This is a genomic window from Sphaerisporangium sp. NPDC049457, from assembly GCF_055586705.1.
Map to the genome: position 1 here is coordinate 196,140 of NZ_JBVJHR010000018.1, position 15,567 is coordinate 211,706.

General features: G+C 68.6%; 13 protein-coding genes and 1 rRNA gene. 9 read left to right on the top strand and 5 right to left on the bottom strand.

Annotation, left to right across the window (positions count from 1 at the left end; genetic code table 11):
* Nucleotides 1–91 precede the first annotated feature (91 nt).
* Nucleotides 92–1,732 (bottom strand): peptide ABC transporter substrate-binding protein, encoded by a 1,641-nt coding sequence (locus ACZ6QO_RS27345; RefSeq protein WP_465854506.1) that lies wholly within the window; start codon nucleotides 1,730–1,732, stop codon nucleotides 92–94.
* Nucleotides 1,733–2,183: 451 nt separating this feature from the next.
* Between ACZ6QO_RS27345 and ACZ6QO_RS27350 the strand changes: the two genes are divergently transcribed.
* The 4 genes from ACZ6QO_RS27350 to ACZ6QO_RS27365 all read left to right on the top strand — a co-directional run bounded on the left by ACZ6QO_RS27350 (nucleotide 2,184) and on the right by ACZ6QO_RS27365 (nucleotide 5,045).
* Nucleotides 2,184–3,143, top strand: coding sequence for an ABC transporter permease (locus tag ACZ6QO_RS27350; protein ID WP_465854508.1), 960 nt, complete (start codon nucleotides 2,184–2,186; stop codon nucleotides 3,141–3,143).
* A complete protein-coding gene (locus ACZ6QO_RS27355) occupies nucleotides 3,136–3,972 on the top strand; it encodes an ABC transporter ATP-binding protein (protein ID WP_465854510.1) in 837 nt (278 codons plus the stop codon). The genes ACZ6QO_RS27350 and ACZ6QO_RS27355 overlap by 8 nt, the downstream gene beginning before the upstream one ends.
* A gap of 210 nt (nucleotides 3,973–4,182) precedes the next feature.
* A complete protein-coding gene (locus ACZ6QO_RS27360) occupies nucleotides 4,183–4,716 on the top strand; it encodes a YbhB/YbcL family Raf kinase inhibitor-like protein (RefSeq protein ID WP_465854512.1) in 534 nt (177 codons plus the stop codon).
* A gap of 143 nt (nucleotides 4,717–4,859) precedes the next feature.
* A complete protein-coding gene (locus ACZ6QO_RS27365; protein ID WP_465854513.1) occupies nucleotides 4,860–5,045 on the top strand; it encodes a hypothetical protein in 186 nt (61 codons plus the stop codon).
* A 147-nt stretch (nucleotides 5,046–5,192) separates the two neighbouring features.
* On the opposite strand, the gene ACZ6QO_RS27370 is transcribed toward ACZ6QO_RS27365, so the two are convergent.
* The gene (locus ACZ6QO_RS27370) at nucleotides 5,193–6,602 is read right to left on the bottom strand and encodes a KamA family radical SAM protein (RefSeq protein ID WP_465854515.1); all 1,410 of its coding nucleotides are present in this window, start codon (nucleotides 6,600–6,602) and stop codon (nucleotides 5,193–5,195) included.
* A gap of 173 nt (nucleotides 6,603–6,775) precedes the next feature.
* Here ACZ6QO_RS27370 and ACZ6QO_RS27375 point away from each other — a divergent pair, with 173 nt between their 5' ends.
* From ACZ6QO_RS27375 to argS, 3 genes are all read left to right on the top strand, one after another.
* Nucleotides 6,776–7,390, top strand: coding sequence for a DUF1707 SHOCT-like domain-containing protein (locus ACZ6QO_RS27375; RefSeq protein WP_465854517.1), 615 nt, complete (start codon nucleotides 6,776–6,778; stop codon nucleotides 7,388–7,390).
* Nucleotides 7,391–7,646: 256 nt separating this feature from the next.
* A complete protein-coding gene (gene plsX, locus ACZ6QO_RS27380; RefSeq protein ID WP_465854519.1) occupies nucleotides 7,647–8,666 on the top strand; it encodes a phosphate acyltransferase PlsX in 1,020 nt (339 codons plus the stop codon).
* A 198-nt stretch (nucleotides 8,667–8,864) separates the two neighbouring features.
* On the top strand, nucleotides 8,865–10,598 hold the full coding sequence (gene argS / locus ACZ6QO_RS27385; RefSeq protein ID WP_465854521.1) for an arginine--tRNA ligase: 1,734 nt from the start codon (nucleotides 8,865–8,867) through the stop codon (nucleotides 10,596–10,598).
* Between the two features lie 164 nt (nucleotides 10,599–10,762).
* Here the strand turns inward: argS and ACZ6QO_RS27390 are convergent, their stop codons facing one another.
* On the bottom strand, nucleotides 10,763–11,560 hold the full coding sequence (locus ACZ6QO_RS27390) for a PhzF family phenazine biosynthesis protein (protein ID WP_465854523.1): 798 nt from the start codon (nucleotides 11,558–11,560) through the stop codon (nucleotides 10,763–10,765).
* A 165-nt stretch (nucleotides 11,561–11,725) separates the two neighbouring features.
* Here ACZ6QO_RS27390 and ACZ6QO_RS27395 point away from each other — a divergent pair, with 165 nt between their 5' ends.
* A complete protein-coding gene (locus ACZ6QO_RS27395; protein ID WP_465854525.1) occupies nucleotides 11,726–12,106 on the top strand; it encodes a cell division protein SepF in 381 nt (126 codons plus the stop codon).
* 174 nt (nucleotides 12,107–12,280) lie between these two features.
* On the opposite strand, the gene ACZ6QO_RS27400 is transcribed toward ACZ6QO_RS27395, so the two are convergent.
* Entirely contained in the window at nucleotides 12,281–13,789 is a 1,509-nt protein-coding gene (locus ACZ6QO_RS27400) for a hypothetical protein (RefSeq protein WP_465854527.1), read from the bottom strand.
* A 500-nt stretch (nucleotides 13,790–14,289) separates the two neighbouring features.
* Here ACZ6QO_RS27400 and ACZ6QO_RS27405 point away from each other — a divergent pair, with 500 nt between their 5' ends.
* Nucleotides 14,290–14,631 carry a YciI family protein gene (locus tag ACZ6QO_RS27405; protein ID WP_465854529.1) on the top strand — a complete coding sequence of 114 codons (342 nt, stop codon included), beginning with the start codon at nucleotides 14,290–14,292 and terminating at the stop codon, nucleotides 14,629–14,631.
* 852 nt (nucleotides 14,632–15,483) lie between these two features.
* Here the strand turns inward: ACZ6QO_RS27405 and rrf are convergent.
* A 5S ribosomal RNA gene (rrf, locus tag ACZ6QO_RS27410) occupies nucleotides 15,484–15,567 on the bottom strand; the annotation flags it as partial.

The window sequence follows — 15,567 nt, forward strand, 5'->3', positions numbered from 1 at the left end:
AGGGCAGCCCGCCGCAACCAACAGAGCTGCCCTCGTGGGTGTCGCCCACTCCGGGTGGTTCAGGGTACCTAACCACCCGGAGTGGTTGACGTCAGGCCTTCTCTACGTTGAAGAGGTCGATGCGCTCGAACGGGTCGATCTTGACGTTCTTCACGTGCTGCGAGTATGCGCCGTTCGTCTGGTAGAAGTACACAGGGATGTACGGGAGCTCCTTGAGCACCAGGTCATCGGCCTGCTGGTAGAACTTCACGCCCTCGTCGAGGGTCTTGGCGGCGTCGCCCTGGGTGACCAGGTCGTCGAACTCCTTGCTCTTGTAGCCCGAGTAGTTCGAGCTGCCGCCCGAGCCGAACTGCGGACGCAGGTAGTTCTCCGGCGACGGATAGTCCATGATCCACGCCATGCGGAACGCGCCGTTCCACTTCTTGTTGCCGAGGTCCTCCAGGATGGTGGCGAACTTCTCGACCGGCTTCGGCGTCACCTCGACGCCGAGGTTGGTGCGCAGGTTGTTGGCGACGGCCTCGATCCACTCCTTGTGGCCGCCGTCACCGTTGTAGCCGATCTCGATGGTGCCGGCCTTGGGGCCACCGGCCGACTCGAACAGGGCCTTCGCCTTGGCCGGGTCGTAGGTGCAGGCCTCGCCGCAGGCGCCCTGGCGGTAGCCGGAGACGACGGGGCTGATGAAGTCGTCGGCCGGGACGCGGGTGCCGGAGAAGACCGTCTCGGTGATCGTCTTGCGGTCGATCGCCATGGAGATGGCCTTGCGGATGTCGGCGTTCTTGGCGTAGTCGGAACCGTTCTTGATCGGGAAGCCGATGTAGCCGATGCCGGACGACGGCTGCTCGATGTAGCGGTCGCCGAACTCCTGCTTGGCGGTGGAGATGGCCTCCGGCGGCAGCTGGTCCATGATGTCCAGGTTGCCGGCGCGCAGGTCGTTGAACGCGGTGCTCAGGTCGGTGTAGATCTTGAAGTCGACCGCGTCGATCTTGGCCTTGCCCTCCTTGAAGTCGTCGTTACGGACCAGGGAGATGGTCTGGTCCGAGCCGCGCTTCCAGGGCTTGGAGATCTTGAACGGGCCGTTGCCGACCGGGTTGCCGCCGAAGTCCGCCTTCAGCTTGCCCTCGGACTCGAAAGCCGACTTGGGGAGGGGGTAGAACGCCGTGTAGCCCAGCATCGTCGGGAAGCCGGAGAACGGGTTCTTGAGCTCGACGGTGAAGGTCTTGTCGTCGACGACCTTCAGACCCGTGAGGGTCGTGGCGGTCGGGGTCTTGCCCTCGCCCGGGTTCATCTCGTCGTAGCCGACGATGCTGCCGAAGAAGTAGTTGCCTTCCTGGGCGTTGGCGCCGTTGGCCGTGAAGTTCCAGGAGTCGACGAAGTTCTGGGCGGTGACAGGCTCACCGTTGTGCCACTTGTAGCCGTCCTTGAGCTTGATCGTCCACGTGGTGGAATCCGGCGACTCAATGGACTCGGCGACCCGGTTGTAGGGCTTCTTGTCCGCGTCATAGTCGACGAGACCGACGAAAAGCGCGTTCAGCACTTCGGCGCCGCTGGTCTCTGTGGTGTTGCCCGGGATGAGGTCGTGCTGTGGTTCAGCAATCTCGACCTTGACCGCGCCTGCGTCGCCGGCGGCGCTGGAGCTTGAACCGGTGGTGCCGCCGCTGCCGCCGCACGCCGCAACCGCGAGCGCCAGCAGTGCGGTTCCGGCGACGATCTGTGCGCCCTTGGTCACACGCATCGTGGATTAATCCTCCCTCTAAGGTGGGCGTCGGGACTGAGCCGCTCATGTCGGGCACGCCTCCCAGGGGATCCATCCCTGGAGTTCGCGGACATGGTCAAATCAGTTGACGCCCTGCCAGACGACCGCGAGCATTCCTCACTACTTCTCACCAGCGAGTCTCTGGCGCATTGCAGTTCGGTCACACGTGTCCCTGCCGGACGTCACACGCATACCAACAAGCCTGTTAACAATGCCTTGTTACGGCATAAAGCCGTCACCAAGGTACACAGACCCGCAGCAGATCGCACACTCGACCTGCGCGGAGTTTCCCCGCATACGGGTCGGCGAGCTGCGGCGATGCGCCCCGGCGCCCCTACCGGGCGAGGCCCGACCGGCCGGGGTTGCCATCATGTGTGATCAAACGGGACCGCAGGCGCCTCATCCACCGGCATCCAATAGAGTCCATGCCATGAGTCAGCCGGAATCCGCTGTCGCGGACTCCCGGGCGGGCGACCGGGCGGGCGGCACCTCTCCCAACGGGAAGGAATCGCTGTCCGCGCTCGCCGAGCGCCACGGGTTGCGACGCGCCATCGCGCGTCCCAGTCTGCCCGTTTACCTGCGCCAACTGTGGGACAGGCGGCACTTCGTCCTCACGTACGCCACGTCGCGGAACGTCTCGAAGTACTCCGACTCGGCGCTCGGCCAGCTCTGGCAGGTGCTGACGCCGCTGCTGAACGCCGCCGTCTACTTCCTCATGTTCGGCGTGATCCTGGGGCAGAAGAAGGACATCACCAACTACACCGCGTTCCTCATCACCGGTGTGTTCGTCTACTCCTACACCCAGCGGTCGATCACCGGCGGCGCGAAGTCCATCTCGGGGAACCTCTCGCTCATCAGGGCGCTGCACTTCCCCCGGGCCGCGCTCCCCTTGGCCTACACCATCCAGGAGTTCCAGCAGCTCGCCATCTCGATGGGCGTGCTGTCCGTCATCGTGCTCGTCACGGATGAGCCGCTCACCTGGATGTGGCTGCTGATCCCCTTCGTCCTGCTGCTGCAGACGATCTTCAATGTCGGGATGAGCCTGCTCCTCGCACGCGTCGGAGCCTTCGTCCGCGACATGAACCAACTGCTCCCGTTCATCCTGCGCACCTGGCTGTACACCTCCGGCGTGTTCTTCAGCATCCCCGAGAAGATGAAGGGCAACCCCGAGTGGGCACGCTTCCTGCTCGAGTTCAACCCTCCTTCGGTCTTCATCGACCTCATGCGCCACCTGCTGATGCGCACCTACGCCCAGGACCTCGACGCGCAGCAGATCCCGCACAGCAGCCTGCCCCAACTGTGGCTATACGCTGGCTTCTGGGCCGCGGTCGCGCTGATCGGCGGCTTCTGGTACTTCTGGCGGGCCGAGGAGAGGTATGGCCGTGGCTGAGCTGACCAAGGAGCCGTCCCAGATGGCCCATCCCCAGGACGAGACGCCCGAGGCCGGCCAGGCCGCCCCCGCCGAGGCGACCCCGCTCGGCACGCCCACGGTCATCGTGGACGACCTGCACATCGTCTACCGCGTGTACGGCGCGGCCAGCGAGGCCGAGAAGGGCAACGCCGCCAACGCCCTCATGCGCATCGTGCGCCGCCAGGGCAGGCCGCAGATGAAGGAGGTCCACGCCGTCAAGGGCGTCTCCTTCGTCGCCCGCCACGGCGACGCCATCGGCATCATCGGCCGCAACGGCTCGGGCAAGTCGACGCTGCTGCGCGCCATCGCCGGCCTGCTGCCGCCGCACAAGGGCTCGGTCTACACCAACGGCCAGCCGTCGCTGCTCGGCGTGAACGCCGCGCTGATGAAAGAGCTCACCGGCGAGCGCAATGTCGTGCTCGGCTGCTACGCCATGGGCATGACGCCCGCCCAGGTCAAAGAGAAGTACGACGAGATCGTCGAGTTCTCGGGCATCGGCGAGTTCGTCCAGTTCCCCATGTCGACGTACTCCTCCGGCATGGGCGCGCGGCTGCGCTTCGCCATCGCCTCGGCCAAGTCCCACAACGTCCTGCTGATCGACGAGGCGCTCGCCACCGGCGACCGCGACTTCAAGCGCAAGAGCCAAGAGCGCATCCACCAGATGCGCGAGGAGGCCGGCACGGTGTTCCTCGTCGCCCACAACCTCGACGTGATCGAAGAGACCTGCAACCGCGTCATCTGGCTGCACAAGGGCAAGATCAAGATGGACGGCGACCCGGCGACGGTCCTCTCCGCCTACAACTCCTGAAGCGGCCGCCCGGGCTCGTCTCCCGGACGCGACCGCCGCTCTTCCCGAACGCCGCGTGAAGGCGCCCTCACGGCTCTGTGAGGGCGCCTTCACGGCTTGGGGGGTCACGGGTGCGCCACCCCCGCGCCGCCGCGAGGCGCTGATCGTCCGGGGCCCGCGGCAGGGGGCAAGATGGGGAGGTCCGGAACGTCCTTCCTTCGGAGGTCCATCGTGGTCGACCAGCCACCGATTCCCTATGACCACCTGCCCGAGGTCCCCTCGCTGACCGTCGAGAGCGACGACGTCCGCGACGGCGAGCGCCTCTCCGACGCCCACGTGTTCGACGGCTGGGGCATGTCGGGGCAGAACATCTCGCCGCACCTGCGCTGGTCGGGCGCGCCCGAGGGCACCAGGAGCTTCGCGGTCACCTGCTACGACCCCGACGCGCCGACCACCAGCGGCTTCTGGCACTGGCTGGTGTTCGACATCCCCGCGAGCGTGACCGAGCTTCCCGCCGGCGCGGGCACCGGCGAGCACAAGGGGCTTCCCGAGGGCGCCGCCCACGGCCGCAACGACTACGGCCTGCGCGGGTACGGCGGCGCCGCGCCGCCGCCCGGCGCCCCGCACCGCTACCTGTTCGCCGTGCACGCCCTGGGCGTGGACAGGCTCGGGGTCGACGAGGACGCCTCGCCCGCGGTCGTGGGCTTCAACATCGTGGCCAACACCCTGGCGCGCGGCTACATCGCCCCCGTCTACCAGACCTGACGGCACCGGAGCGCATCCGAGTGCGTGCCGGGACGGATGCGGCTAGACCGTACAGAAGTCCGGACACGCCAGGTGAATCTGCTGACACCTCCTCCGCGATTCCACTATGATTCGAACGAAGATTCGATCCGAGGGATACCGTGATGGAGTGGGGGTGCGGGGTGCGAGAGCTGGCGAACGCGATCGATAACCTGTCCGCCGAAGACCCGTCGGACATTCCACGGGGCATGCTCGCCGAGCAGCTCATCGAGCTGCACTGGCAGATGGCCCGCCTGCAGGCCCAGATCGCCCGCCGCACCTACGTGCGCGCTCCGGCGTCCGACGCCTGACGACCGTCCGTCCGCCGCCTGGCGCGGCCAGAACCGAAAGCACGTCCGCTCGTTCGTTCGAGCCCGGCACTTCCCCATCTGTTCGAAGACACAGCTCCGTTCGAAGACACCTCCGGCCGGCGCCCCTCGCGGGCGCCGGCCGGCCGGTCAGCGGAGCATGAGCTCCTCGTCCGCCTCCCGGCCCGGCCCCTTCCCGTCCAACTCCCCGCCGAGGCTCTTGCCGCCCACCTCGCCGGCCGGCGGCCGCTCCTCACCGGTCCCCGCCGCGTCGAAGGGGAACCGGTCGGCGAAGGCGGGGCGAAGGTCGCTCAGCCACACCGCCTCGGGGTCGTAGTGCGCGAAGAACGGCCGTCCGACCAGCTCAGGGTCGCGCGCCTGGATGAGGTGGAGGACGAACACAGGCTGGCCCGCCACCTCGGCGACCCCGTCGACGCACACCTTTCCCGGCGTCGACGACATGGACGGGCCGCGCACCGTGCGGCACAGGCCCGACACGTCGGCGTAGGCGTCCCGGAAGATCTCGTACGCCCGGGCCAGCGGCACCGCGAAGTAGTCCTGCGGGCCGGTGTCGCGTTCGACGAACATGTAGTAGGGCACCATGCCCAGGGCGTGCTGCCTGCGCCACATCTCGGTCCAGGCGCCCGGGTCGTCGTTGATGGTGCGGATGAGCGGCGCCTGCGTGCGGATCACCGCGCCGGTGTCCCTGATCGCCCGCACGGCCGCCTGGACGAGGTCGGAGTCCAGCTCCCGCCGGTGGGAGAAGTGCGCCATGAAGGCGAGGTTCCTGCCCGACTCGACCACGGAGGAGAACAGGCGCAGCGTGTCGGCGGCGTCCGGGTCGGTGACGAAGCGGCCCGGCCAGTACGCCAGCGACTTGGTGCCGATGCGGATCGACTCCAGCTGGTCGAGGGCGAGCAGCGGCTCGATGTAGCGTCTGAGCACGCCGGCGCTCATGATCATCGGGTCGCCGCCGGTGAACAGCACGCTGGTGACCTCGGGGTGGTCGCGCACATAGCGGACCAGAGACTGGGCGTCGTCCGAGGCCATCTTCAGGTCGGGCTCGCCGACGAACTGGGCCCAGCGGAAGCAGTAGGTGCAGTACGCGTGGCACGTCTGCCCCTGCTTGGGGAAGAAGAGCACGGTCTCTGGATATTTGTGCTGCATGCCGGGCGACGGTTCGCCGCCGACCTTGGGCATGTTGAGCTCCATCTGCCCGGCCGGATGCGGGTTCAGCCGCATGCGCACGGCGCGGACGATCGACTGGAGCTCCTCCCGAGGCGCGTCGGCCCGCAGCAGCCCGGCGATCTGGGACACGTCATCGGCGGGGAGCATGTCCTCCTGGGGGAAGACCAGCCGGTAGATCGGGTCATCGGGGATGTCGGACCAGTCGATCAGCTCGTCGACGACGTACGGGTTGGTCCGGAACGGCAGGACCGTCGCCACCGCGCGGACGCGCAGGCGCGTCTCGGCGTCTAGGTGGGCCCGTTTGAGCAGATCGTCCAGATGCTTGGCCGTGTAGGCCTTGAACCCTCGTGTACCGGTCTGTGTCAGGGTCACGCGAGATTTTCCTCTCTTTGGGGCTCTCCGGTAAACCTGATGCGCCTGTTAAGCGTCTCGCACTTTTCTGTACGGACGCGCCAACGTGTCGGCTCGGTTCCGCCCGACCGAAAAGCCTGGGCAAAACCTTCCGCATATCGCGACATATCTTGAGTTGGGCTACTCTGGGGGAGGTGAGCTCTCTTACGCCTTTCGAGTCAGGCGACACCGCACAGCGCGCCTCGGACGCCGACCGCGATCGCGTCGCCGCGATCCTCGGCGAGGCCATGGCCACCGGCCGCCTCACCAGCGTCGAACACGCCGACCGGCTGGAAGCGGCCTACACGGCCGTCACCCTCGGCGACCTCGTCCCCATCACGCGCGACCTGCCGCCCGCGCTCGGCGCGCCCACCTCGGGCTTCAGCGCCGAGCACCAGGACGTCGCGGCCGTGTTCAGCAAGGTGATCCGCAGCGGCCGGTGGGTCGCCGGACGGCACACCACGCTGCGCTCGACCTTCGGGGCGCTGATCATCGACCTCTCCGACGCCGTCCTGCCCGGGCGCGAGATCACCCTGGAGCTCAACTCGTTCTGCGGGAAGCTGATCGTGCGCGTCCCGGACAACGCGCGGGTCATCGACGAGGGCAGCGCCATCTTCGCCAAGCGCCACGTCTCCGGCGGCGCGCAGGGAAGCGAGCAGGGCGGCGACCCGAACGGGCCGCTCATCCGCGTGACGGGCCGCGCCATGTTCGGCAAGGTCGTGGTCTCCCGCGGCGCCGCCGACTGGCACTGGCCCTGGCGCAACCACTGATCCCACCTCCAGCGCATCCCGCTCGAAGCACGCCCGCACCGGCCAGGCGCACGCCTTCCTTACCCGGCCGGAAGACGCCCTCCCCTTACCCTGACCGGGACACGCCCCCTCACCCGCCGGCAGCACGGCTCCGCGCGAAGCAAAAGCACGGCTTTCCCCACGGAAGTGTGCGAACGCGCCGCGTGGACGGGGGCCGACCACCCCGCCCGGCCACCTACGATGCGGGACACACACTCATTCCGTACGAGGTGACCGCTTGGACGGCATTCCGCCGATAGCCCTTGACGCCATGGGAGGCGACAACGCCCCTGGCGAGATCGTGGCGGGAGCCGTGCGGGCCGTTCGCGAACACGGCGTCCCCATCGTCCTGGTCGGCGCGCCCCGGCCGATCGCCGAGATTCTGGCCGGGCACGGCGCGGTCGGCGAGATCCCCATCGTGCGGGCCGAGGAGGCCCTCACGATGGAAGAGGGCGCCCTGGCCAGCCTGCGACGGCCCCGGTCCAGCATCGCCCTCGCCTGCCACCTGGTCCGGCGCGGCGACGCCTCGGCGGTCGTCTCCGCGGGCTCCACGGCGGGCGTGGTGGCGACCGGCAAGCTGCGGCTGCGCGCCCAGCAGGGCCTGCTGCGTCCCGCGATCGCCGTCCCGTTGCCGACCCGCCCGCACCCCACCGTGCTGCTGGACGCCGGCGCCACCGCCGACGCCAAGCCCGAGATCCTCGTCCAGTTCGCCCACCTCGGCGTCGCGTACGCCGAGACCGCGCTCAACCTGGTCGCGCCGCGCGTCGGACTGCTCACGATCGGCGGCGAGCCGGGCAAGGGCAACAAGCTCACCAAACGGACCCACGAACTGCTCGCGACCGTCCCGGGCATGAACTTCACCGGCAACGTGGAGGGCCACGACCTGCTCGGCGGCGGGGTCGACGTCATCGTCACCGACGGGTTCACCGGCAACGTGGCGCTCAAGACGATGGAGGGCGCCGTCCGCTACGCCTTCACCGAGCTGCGCGAGACGCTCGAAAGCGGCCGGCTCGCCCGTCTGGCGGCGGGCCTGCAGCGCGGCCGGCTCCGCGACCTGCGCGCGCGGCTGGACCCTGAGGCGTACGGCGGCGCGGTGCTGCTCGGGCTGAACGGCACCGTGGTCATCGCGCACGGTTCCTCGACGGCCAAGGGCATCGCCGCGGCCTGCGTGCTCGCCGCCACGCTGGCCCGCCAGGGCACCGTGGCCCGCGTGGGCGACCGCATCGCGGCCACCCAGCGCTCCCACCGCCTCTGGTGACCGAGTACACCTAGCCCCGCCGCACGCGGCCGAACGCCTGGCGGGACGACCATGCCGACCGGATGCGATGACGAACCGGCCGGACGGTCACTAGGGTCGCACCGACCCCTCAAGCACCCCAGACCGCTGTGACACCGTTGTCCACAGGCACCGGACAACCATTCTCGGCGCCTGATGATCAGCGGATATCCTTGTCGCATGACCGACCCGCAGCTCGTGCTCACCGAGCGGGTCCAGCAAGCGCTGGGCGCCGCCTTCGGCTCGGAGTACGCAGGCGCCGACCCGCTGATCCGGCCCTCCCAGTTCGCCGACTACCAGGCGAACGTGGCACTGAGCCTGGCCAAGCGGCTGCGACGCGCGCCGCGGGAGGTCGCCCAGGCCATCGCCGACGCCCTCGACGCGGGCGATGTCTTCTCCAAGGTCGAGGTCAGCGGCCCCGGCTTCCTTAACATCACCCTCAACGACGGGTGGATCGCCTCCCAGGCCCTGCGCGCGCTCGAAGACCCGCGCAGCGGCGTCGGGCTCACCACGCCTCCGCAGACCGTCGTCGTCGACTACTCCGCGCCCAACGCCGCAAAAGAGATGCACGTCGGCCACCTGCGCACCACCATCGTGGGCGACTCGCTGGTGCGCATGCTCGAACATCTCGGCAACCGGGCGATCCGGCAGAACCACCTCGGCGACTGGGGCACGCCCTTCGGCATGCTCATCGAGCACCTGCTCGACATCGGCGAGTCCAACGCCATCGCCCAGCTCGAAGCCGGCGGCACCAACGAGTACTACCAGGCGGCCCGCGCCAAGTTCGACGCCGACGCCGACTTCAAAGAGCGCTCGCGGCGGCGGGTGGCGACCCTGCAGGGCAGAGATCCCGAGACCATCCGGCTCTGGCACCTGTTCATGGAAGCCACGATCCGCTACTTCAACAAGGTCTACGACACGCTCGCCGTCACGCTCACCGACGACGACATCGCCGGCGAGAGCACCTACAACCCGATGCTCGCCGAGGTCTGCGCCGATCTCGAGGCGTCCGGGGTCGCGGTGATCAGCGAGGGCGCCCTGTGCGTCTTCCCGCCCGGCTTCACCGGCAGCGACGACCGGCCGCTCCCGCTGATCATCCGTAAGAGCGACGGCGGCTACGGCTACGCGACGACCGACATGGCCGCCATCCACTACCGCGTGCGCGACCTCAAGGCCGATCGCATCCTCTACGTCGTGGGCGCCGATCAGGCGCTGCACTTCCAGATGGTCTTCGCCTCGGCCCGCATGGCCGGTTACCTCAGCGACGACGTCTCGGCCGAGCACGTGCAGATCGGCATGATGCTGGGCGCGGACGGCCGCCGGTTCCGCACGCGCAGCGGCGAGTCGGTCAAGCTCACCGACCTCCTCGACGAGGCCGTCGAACGCGCCTCCGCCGCCATCGCCGAGCGGGGGTACGACGAGGCCACCCGCGACGAGATCGCCCGCGCGGTCGGCATCGGCGCGGTGAAGTACGCCGACCTGTCGGTCAGCCACGACAGCGAGTACATCTTCGACTTCGACCGCATGCTGTCCTTCACCGGCAACACCGGGCCGTACATGCAGTACGCCACGGCCCGCATCCGGTCGATCTTCCGCAAGGGCGGCATCGACGCCGCGAGCGTCACCGGGCCCATCGTCCTCGGCGAGGCCGCAGAGCGCGACCTGGCGCTTCAGCTCCTCGGTTTCGGCGCCGTGGTCGAGAACGCCGCGGCCATGGCCGAACCCCACCGGGTCTGCGCCTACCTCTACGAGACGGCCAGCGCCTTCACCGGCTTCTACGAGAAGTGCCCGGTCCTGCGCGACGACGTCCCGCCCGCCACGCGCGCGTCCCGCCTGGCGCTGTGCGCCCTCACCCTCCGCGTGCTGGAGACCGGCCTCACCCTCCTGGGCGTCCCGATCCCCGACCGCATGTGACACCGCCGCCCCACCACACGTGACCGTCACCGAGCGCACCTGCCCGGTGCGCTCGGGCTGATCGCCCGGTGCGCTCGGGCATGCGTGCTTCCATCCATCCCGAGCAGTCCACCGGACACACCAGGCGCGACGTGCGACAGAAACCGGCCTACGACAGCGCCCGATCAGACGTGCAGGGTGCCGGACCAGACGGTGACCGCGGTGCCGCTGAGCTCCACGCGGTCGTCGTCACGAACCGTCGTGCGCACCACACCCCCACGCTGCGACAGTTGTGCACCTACAAGTGCCTTTTCGCCCAATTTCGCCGACCAGTAGGGCGCGAGCATGCAATGGGCTGAACCGGTTACCGGGTCTTCCGGAACTCCGGCGTTCGGCGCGAAGAACCGGGAAACGTAGTCGGCGCCGCTCGACGGATCCGCCGCCCGGGCGGTCACGCAGACGGCGCGCGCGTCCAGGGCCGTCAGCGCGTCGATGTCCGGCGCCAAAGTGCGCACGACCTGCTCGGACTCCACCTCGGCCAGGATGTCGAAACGGCCCTGCCCGGCCCAGACGATGGGCGCCCCGAGCGCCTCGGCGAGGACGTCCGGAGGCGAAATCTCGGCCGGCGCACACGCCGGAAAATCCATCGAAATATAGCCGTGATCAAGCTCATTGACGGTCAGGATTCCACTCATCGTGGAAAATTCGACCACCCCAGACGCCGCCCCGGTCGAATACAGGACGTGTGCGGCGGCCAGGGTGGCGTGGCCGCACAATGCCACCTCCACGGCAGGGGTGAACCACCGCAGCGACCGCGGCGAGCCGTCGCCCTGCTCCAGAACGAACGCCGTCTCGGAGTGCCGCATCTCGCTGGCCAGGGCCTGCATCCACTTGTCGGATCTCACAGACTCCAGCAGGCAGACGGCCGCCGGGTTACCCTTGAAGGGCTGATCGGTGAACGAATCGACGGTGAAGATACGCATGCTCTCGATCCTATCCACCCCCAGATAACCGGTCGAAACGGCAGCGAAAGCCGGGCAAAATCAAAACTACATGGGCGTGTCGCGCGGCCCCACGCGGCATGTCGGTTACGGTCATTTGTGTCGGGGCACGGCGAATGCGGCCGGTTCTCGCGGAAAGGACAGCCGATGGGGGCAGTGCGCAGGGTGGTGAGCTACCTTGGCCTGGGCGATGGGGATCAGTACGACGAGCCCTACGAGTACGACGAGTACGAGGATGAGTGGATGCCCGCGTCGGAACGGGCCGCCAGGCGCTGGGGGTCGGGAGGCGATCCCGCGCGGATCGTCATGATCCGTCCGCGGAAGTACTCCGACGCGCTCACCGTAGGGCAGCACTTCAGGGAGGGCCAGGCGGTCATCATGGACGTCGCCGGGATGTCCATGGCCGACGCGACCCGCATGGTCGACTTCGCCGCCGGGCTGACCTACGGCTGCGAGGGACGCATCGAGCGCATCGCCGACAAGGTCTTCCTTCTCGCCCCCGCCGACGTCGAGATCACCACGACCTGACCACCATCCGAACTCCGTGGCGCCGCTCCCAACCAACGAGCGGCGCCACCACCATCACCCCCCCGCCCACCATCTCTCGAACGATGGCTACGAACGGTGGTCAGCGGCGACGGCCGGGCCCGTCCGTTGCCGACCTGCCTGGCTGTCACGGCTTGGGGGGCATTGCCACTTCCGCTACGAACGGTGGTCGGTGGCGACGGCCGGGCCGCGGCGGAGCAGGCGGGTGACCGCGGCAAGATTCTCGGCCGCCTTCTCGGCCCGCTCGGTCGCCTCACGGGCGTAGTCGTGGAGCGCCCACATGGCCGCCTCCGCCTGCCCGCGCAGCTCGGCCACCTCGGCCTCGACCCGACGTGCCTCCGCCTGTTCACGTACGCTGCGGCGCCACAGGATGTAACCCGCCACCCCTCCGAGAAGCAGCCCGGCGACGGCGAACATCTCGGAAACCGTGAAGGCGAGTATCACCGCCACGATGGGCAGCAGGGCCGGCGCGTACACGAGCCAGCGTCCGGACAGGCGCGCGGCTCCCTCGGCCCTGATCCGCGCCTCGGCGGCAGCCAGCGAAGCCTCGTCGGCACCCTCAGGCCTGAGGATGACATCGTGCCCGAGAATCGGAACCGTGATCTCCTCGGGAGGCGTCACGCGGGTCGCCTCGGCGAGCTCCCCGGCGGCGGCACGCACGACCGGTGCGGCGACGTGGAAGGCGATCGCGGCCAGGTGCGGGTCGGAGCCCGACCGTACGTCCTCCAGCAGGTGACCGGTCAGCGAACCCAACGGGCCGGGGTCGCCGAACCCGACCAGCGAACGCAGGACGGTCAGAGGCTCGGTGTCCGGCCAGGGCCCCGGGCGCTCGGATCGCGGAGCGGCGGCCGGACGCGCGGCAGTGATCTCCGCACACCGATCGAGCAGGCGCGCGAGCCTGGCAGCGGCCCGCACGGGCTCTGTCAGCTGCGATACCTCCGCCAGTGCGGGGAGCGCCGAAAGCGCCGGTGACTCCGCCAAAGCCTGCGCCACCACCTCCGGCGACGTCACGACCATCAACGACGAGTCACCGACCTCCTGCGACGGGGCGTCTGCGGCCTTCGGCGGCGACGCCGGGACGTCCGACGGCACGGCCTTGGAAGAAGACGAGGATGTGCCGTCCGATGGTGCGGCGTCGGAATCAGACGAGGCCATGGACGAGGACGTCGTGGCGTGCGGCGGCGGGTCACCAGGGACCAGGGCGGACAGCCAGCGGTCGGGTTCCGTCGTGAAGGACACCGCCGCGGCGTCCAGTTTGCGAAGGACGAAGATCTTCCCAGCGGGCCCGTACGCGCCGCGCGCGGCGGCCATCCACAGGGCGCGCTGACCGGGCGTCACAGGATGTTCGGTCGTCAACTCGCCGAACGCGGTGCCTAGCCAGGAGGCATGGATCCGGTCGCCATGGCCACTCACGGCCAGGGCCAGGCAGAGGAACAAGGCCGTGTTGCCCTGGTCGAGCTGGGCGGCACGCGCAAGGGGGTCCAGCGCGTCCTCACCGGACAGGATGAGTATGAGCGCCTCGATCGCGGGGGCCAGCCAGTAGCCGGGCACGTCCAGGGCGTTGGGCGGCGCAGGTGGCACCGTGCCGTCAGTGGCGAGATGGGTCACCAGCGCCTCGGCGTACCGCTGCAGCTCGGAGAGATCGCCTTCGTCGTGCTGTGGCACTGTGATCGGCTCCGGGGGTTCTCCGTTGTGAAGCTGTAGGTGTGCAGCGTCCGCGGCCCGAGGGAGGTCGGGGTTCGCGGTCAGATCCATGCTCAAAGCGGGCAACTCCCCGAAGGCGTGAGGAAGGCCCCCGGAGGCGAGGGTTCGGCGGGCACTCCCATGACCGCGCCCAGGTTAGTTCTTCCAGCAAGGCCATGCCGGACGGCACGCCGACGCACTCAGGAACTTGACCCCACACCCACCGAAAGCGGCTCTTCGCACTAGGGATGCAGGTGAGCTTCGCGCATGCGCAGTGGAAGACCGCGCCCCGGGACGCGTCAACCCGTCAACCCGTCAACCGGCACATGACCCGGGTGACTGGGCAGCGAGCATCTCACGAATCTCCCGAGACGATCACCACCTCGATCAGATGTCCGAAAAGGGAGTTAAAGCGCACACATGGCACGACGTCGTCGTCGAGGATGGGTGCGATCACTGAACGCGAAGAAGGAGTCGACGCGATGACGAAGTACCTGATCTCGTTCCCGAGTGACGCCATGGTCTTTCCCGCCGAGGAGCTGCAGGCGGTCGCGGACGCCGCGCACACTGTGGTGCAGGAGGCGAAGGACGCCGGCGTCTGGGTGTTCGGCGGTGGCATCGACGAAAGCGTTCCGCCCGTCATGGTTAATGGGGACGGGACCGTGACCGCGGGCACATACCCGCAGACACGACAGATCGAAGGCGGCTACACCGTTCTGGAACTGCCATCCCGCGAGGCGGCACTGGAGTGGGCCGCGAAGATCGCAGCCGCATGCCGATGCGCACAAGAAGTCCGCGCCTTCCAATACGACCCAACCAACTGACGATCCGCCCCAGCCATCTGACGATCCCCGCCCCCGCGCCGCCAGCGCACCACCCAGCACCGCCCAGCGAGCGTCCTCCTCCACCCGACATGTGGTGGAGTGCTCGGCGCCGGGTCGGCGAGAAGCGGTACGGCGATGCCGGCGCCCCCGTACGGTGCCCGACCCGGCACACGTCCATGGCCAGCACACCAGTTCCCCATTCCGTATTCCGTGGACGCCATGAGAAATAGCCGATGACCGGGGGCAGGCTGTTCCCACCGGGAAGGGTGCTGCGCCGTAGGACGGCGCCGGATTCGCCGACCAGCTTCCCGCCGCGTCGGCGCCATGAGGGCCGATGGCCACGACGGTCGGGGGTGAGGAGGGTTGGCCGGTGGCTCAAGCCGTGACCCGCGTTCTGTCGCGTCCGGACCGATCAGAGTGCACGGTACGGATGAAGGGGATGAGCCAGGGGAGGGAACGCGAGTGGACGGGTGGTGTGCCCCCAGGTGCTGCGCCGTAGGACGGCGCCGGATTCGCCGACCAGCTTCCCGCTGCGTCGGCGCCATGAGGGACGAGGCCACGACGGTCGGGGGTAGGCAGGGTTGGCCGGCGGCCGAAACCGTGACCAGTTCCCGCCGCGTCGGCGCCGAAAAGGCGCACCTCGTCACCCGGGGGGAAGAGTGATCGCCGGCGGAGGCCTATCCCCACAGGCCCAGAGAAGAAAAAGGGCCGAGAGGGAAAGAGGCGCCGGGGCAGAAGAGGGGACCGCGGGGAAAAGGGTCCTGAAACGCAGGAAAGCCACCCGGATACCGGATGGCTTCCCTACAACCACACAACACGACACTACCGCCCGTGTTGCGTGTATGAAATTTTGTCCGGCGGTGTCCTACTCTCCCACACCGTCCCCGGTGCAGTACCATCGGCGCTGGAAGGCTTAACTTCCGGGTTCGGAATGTA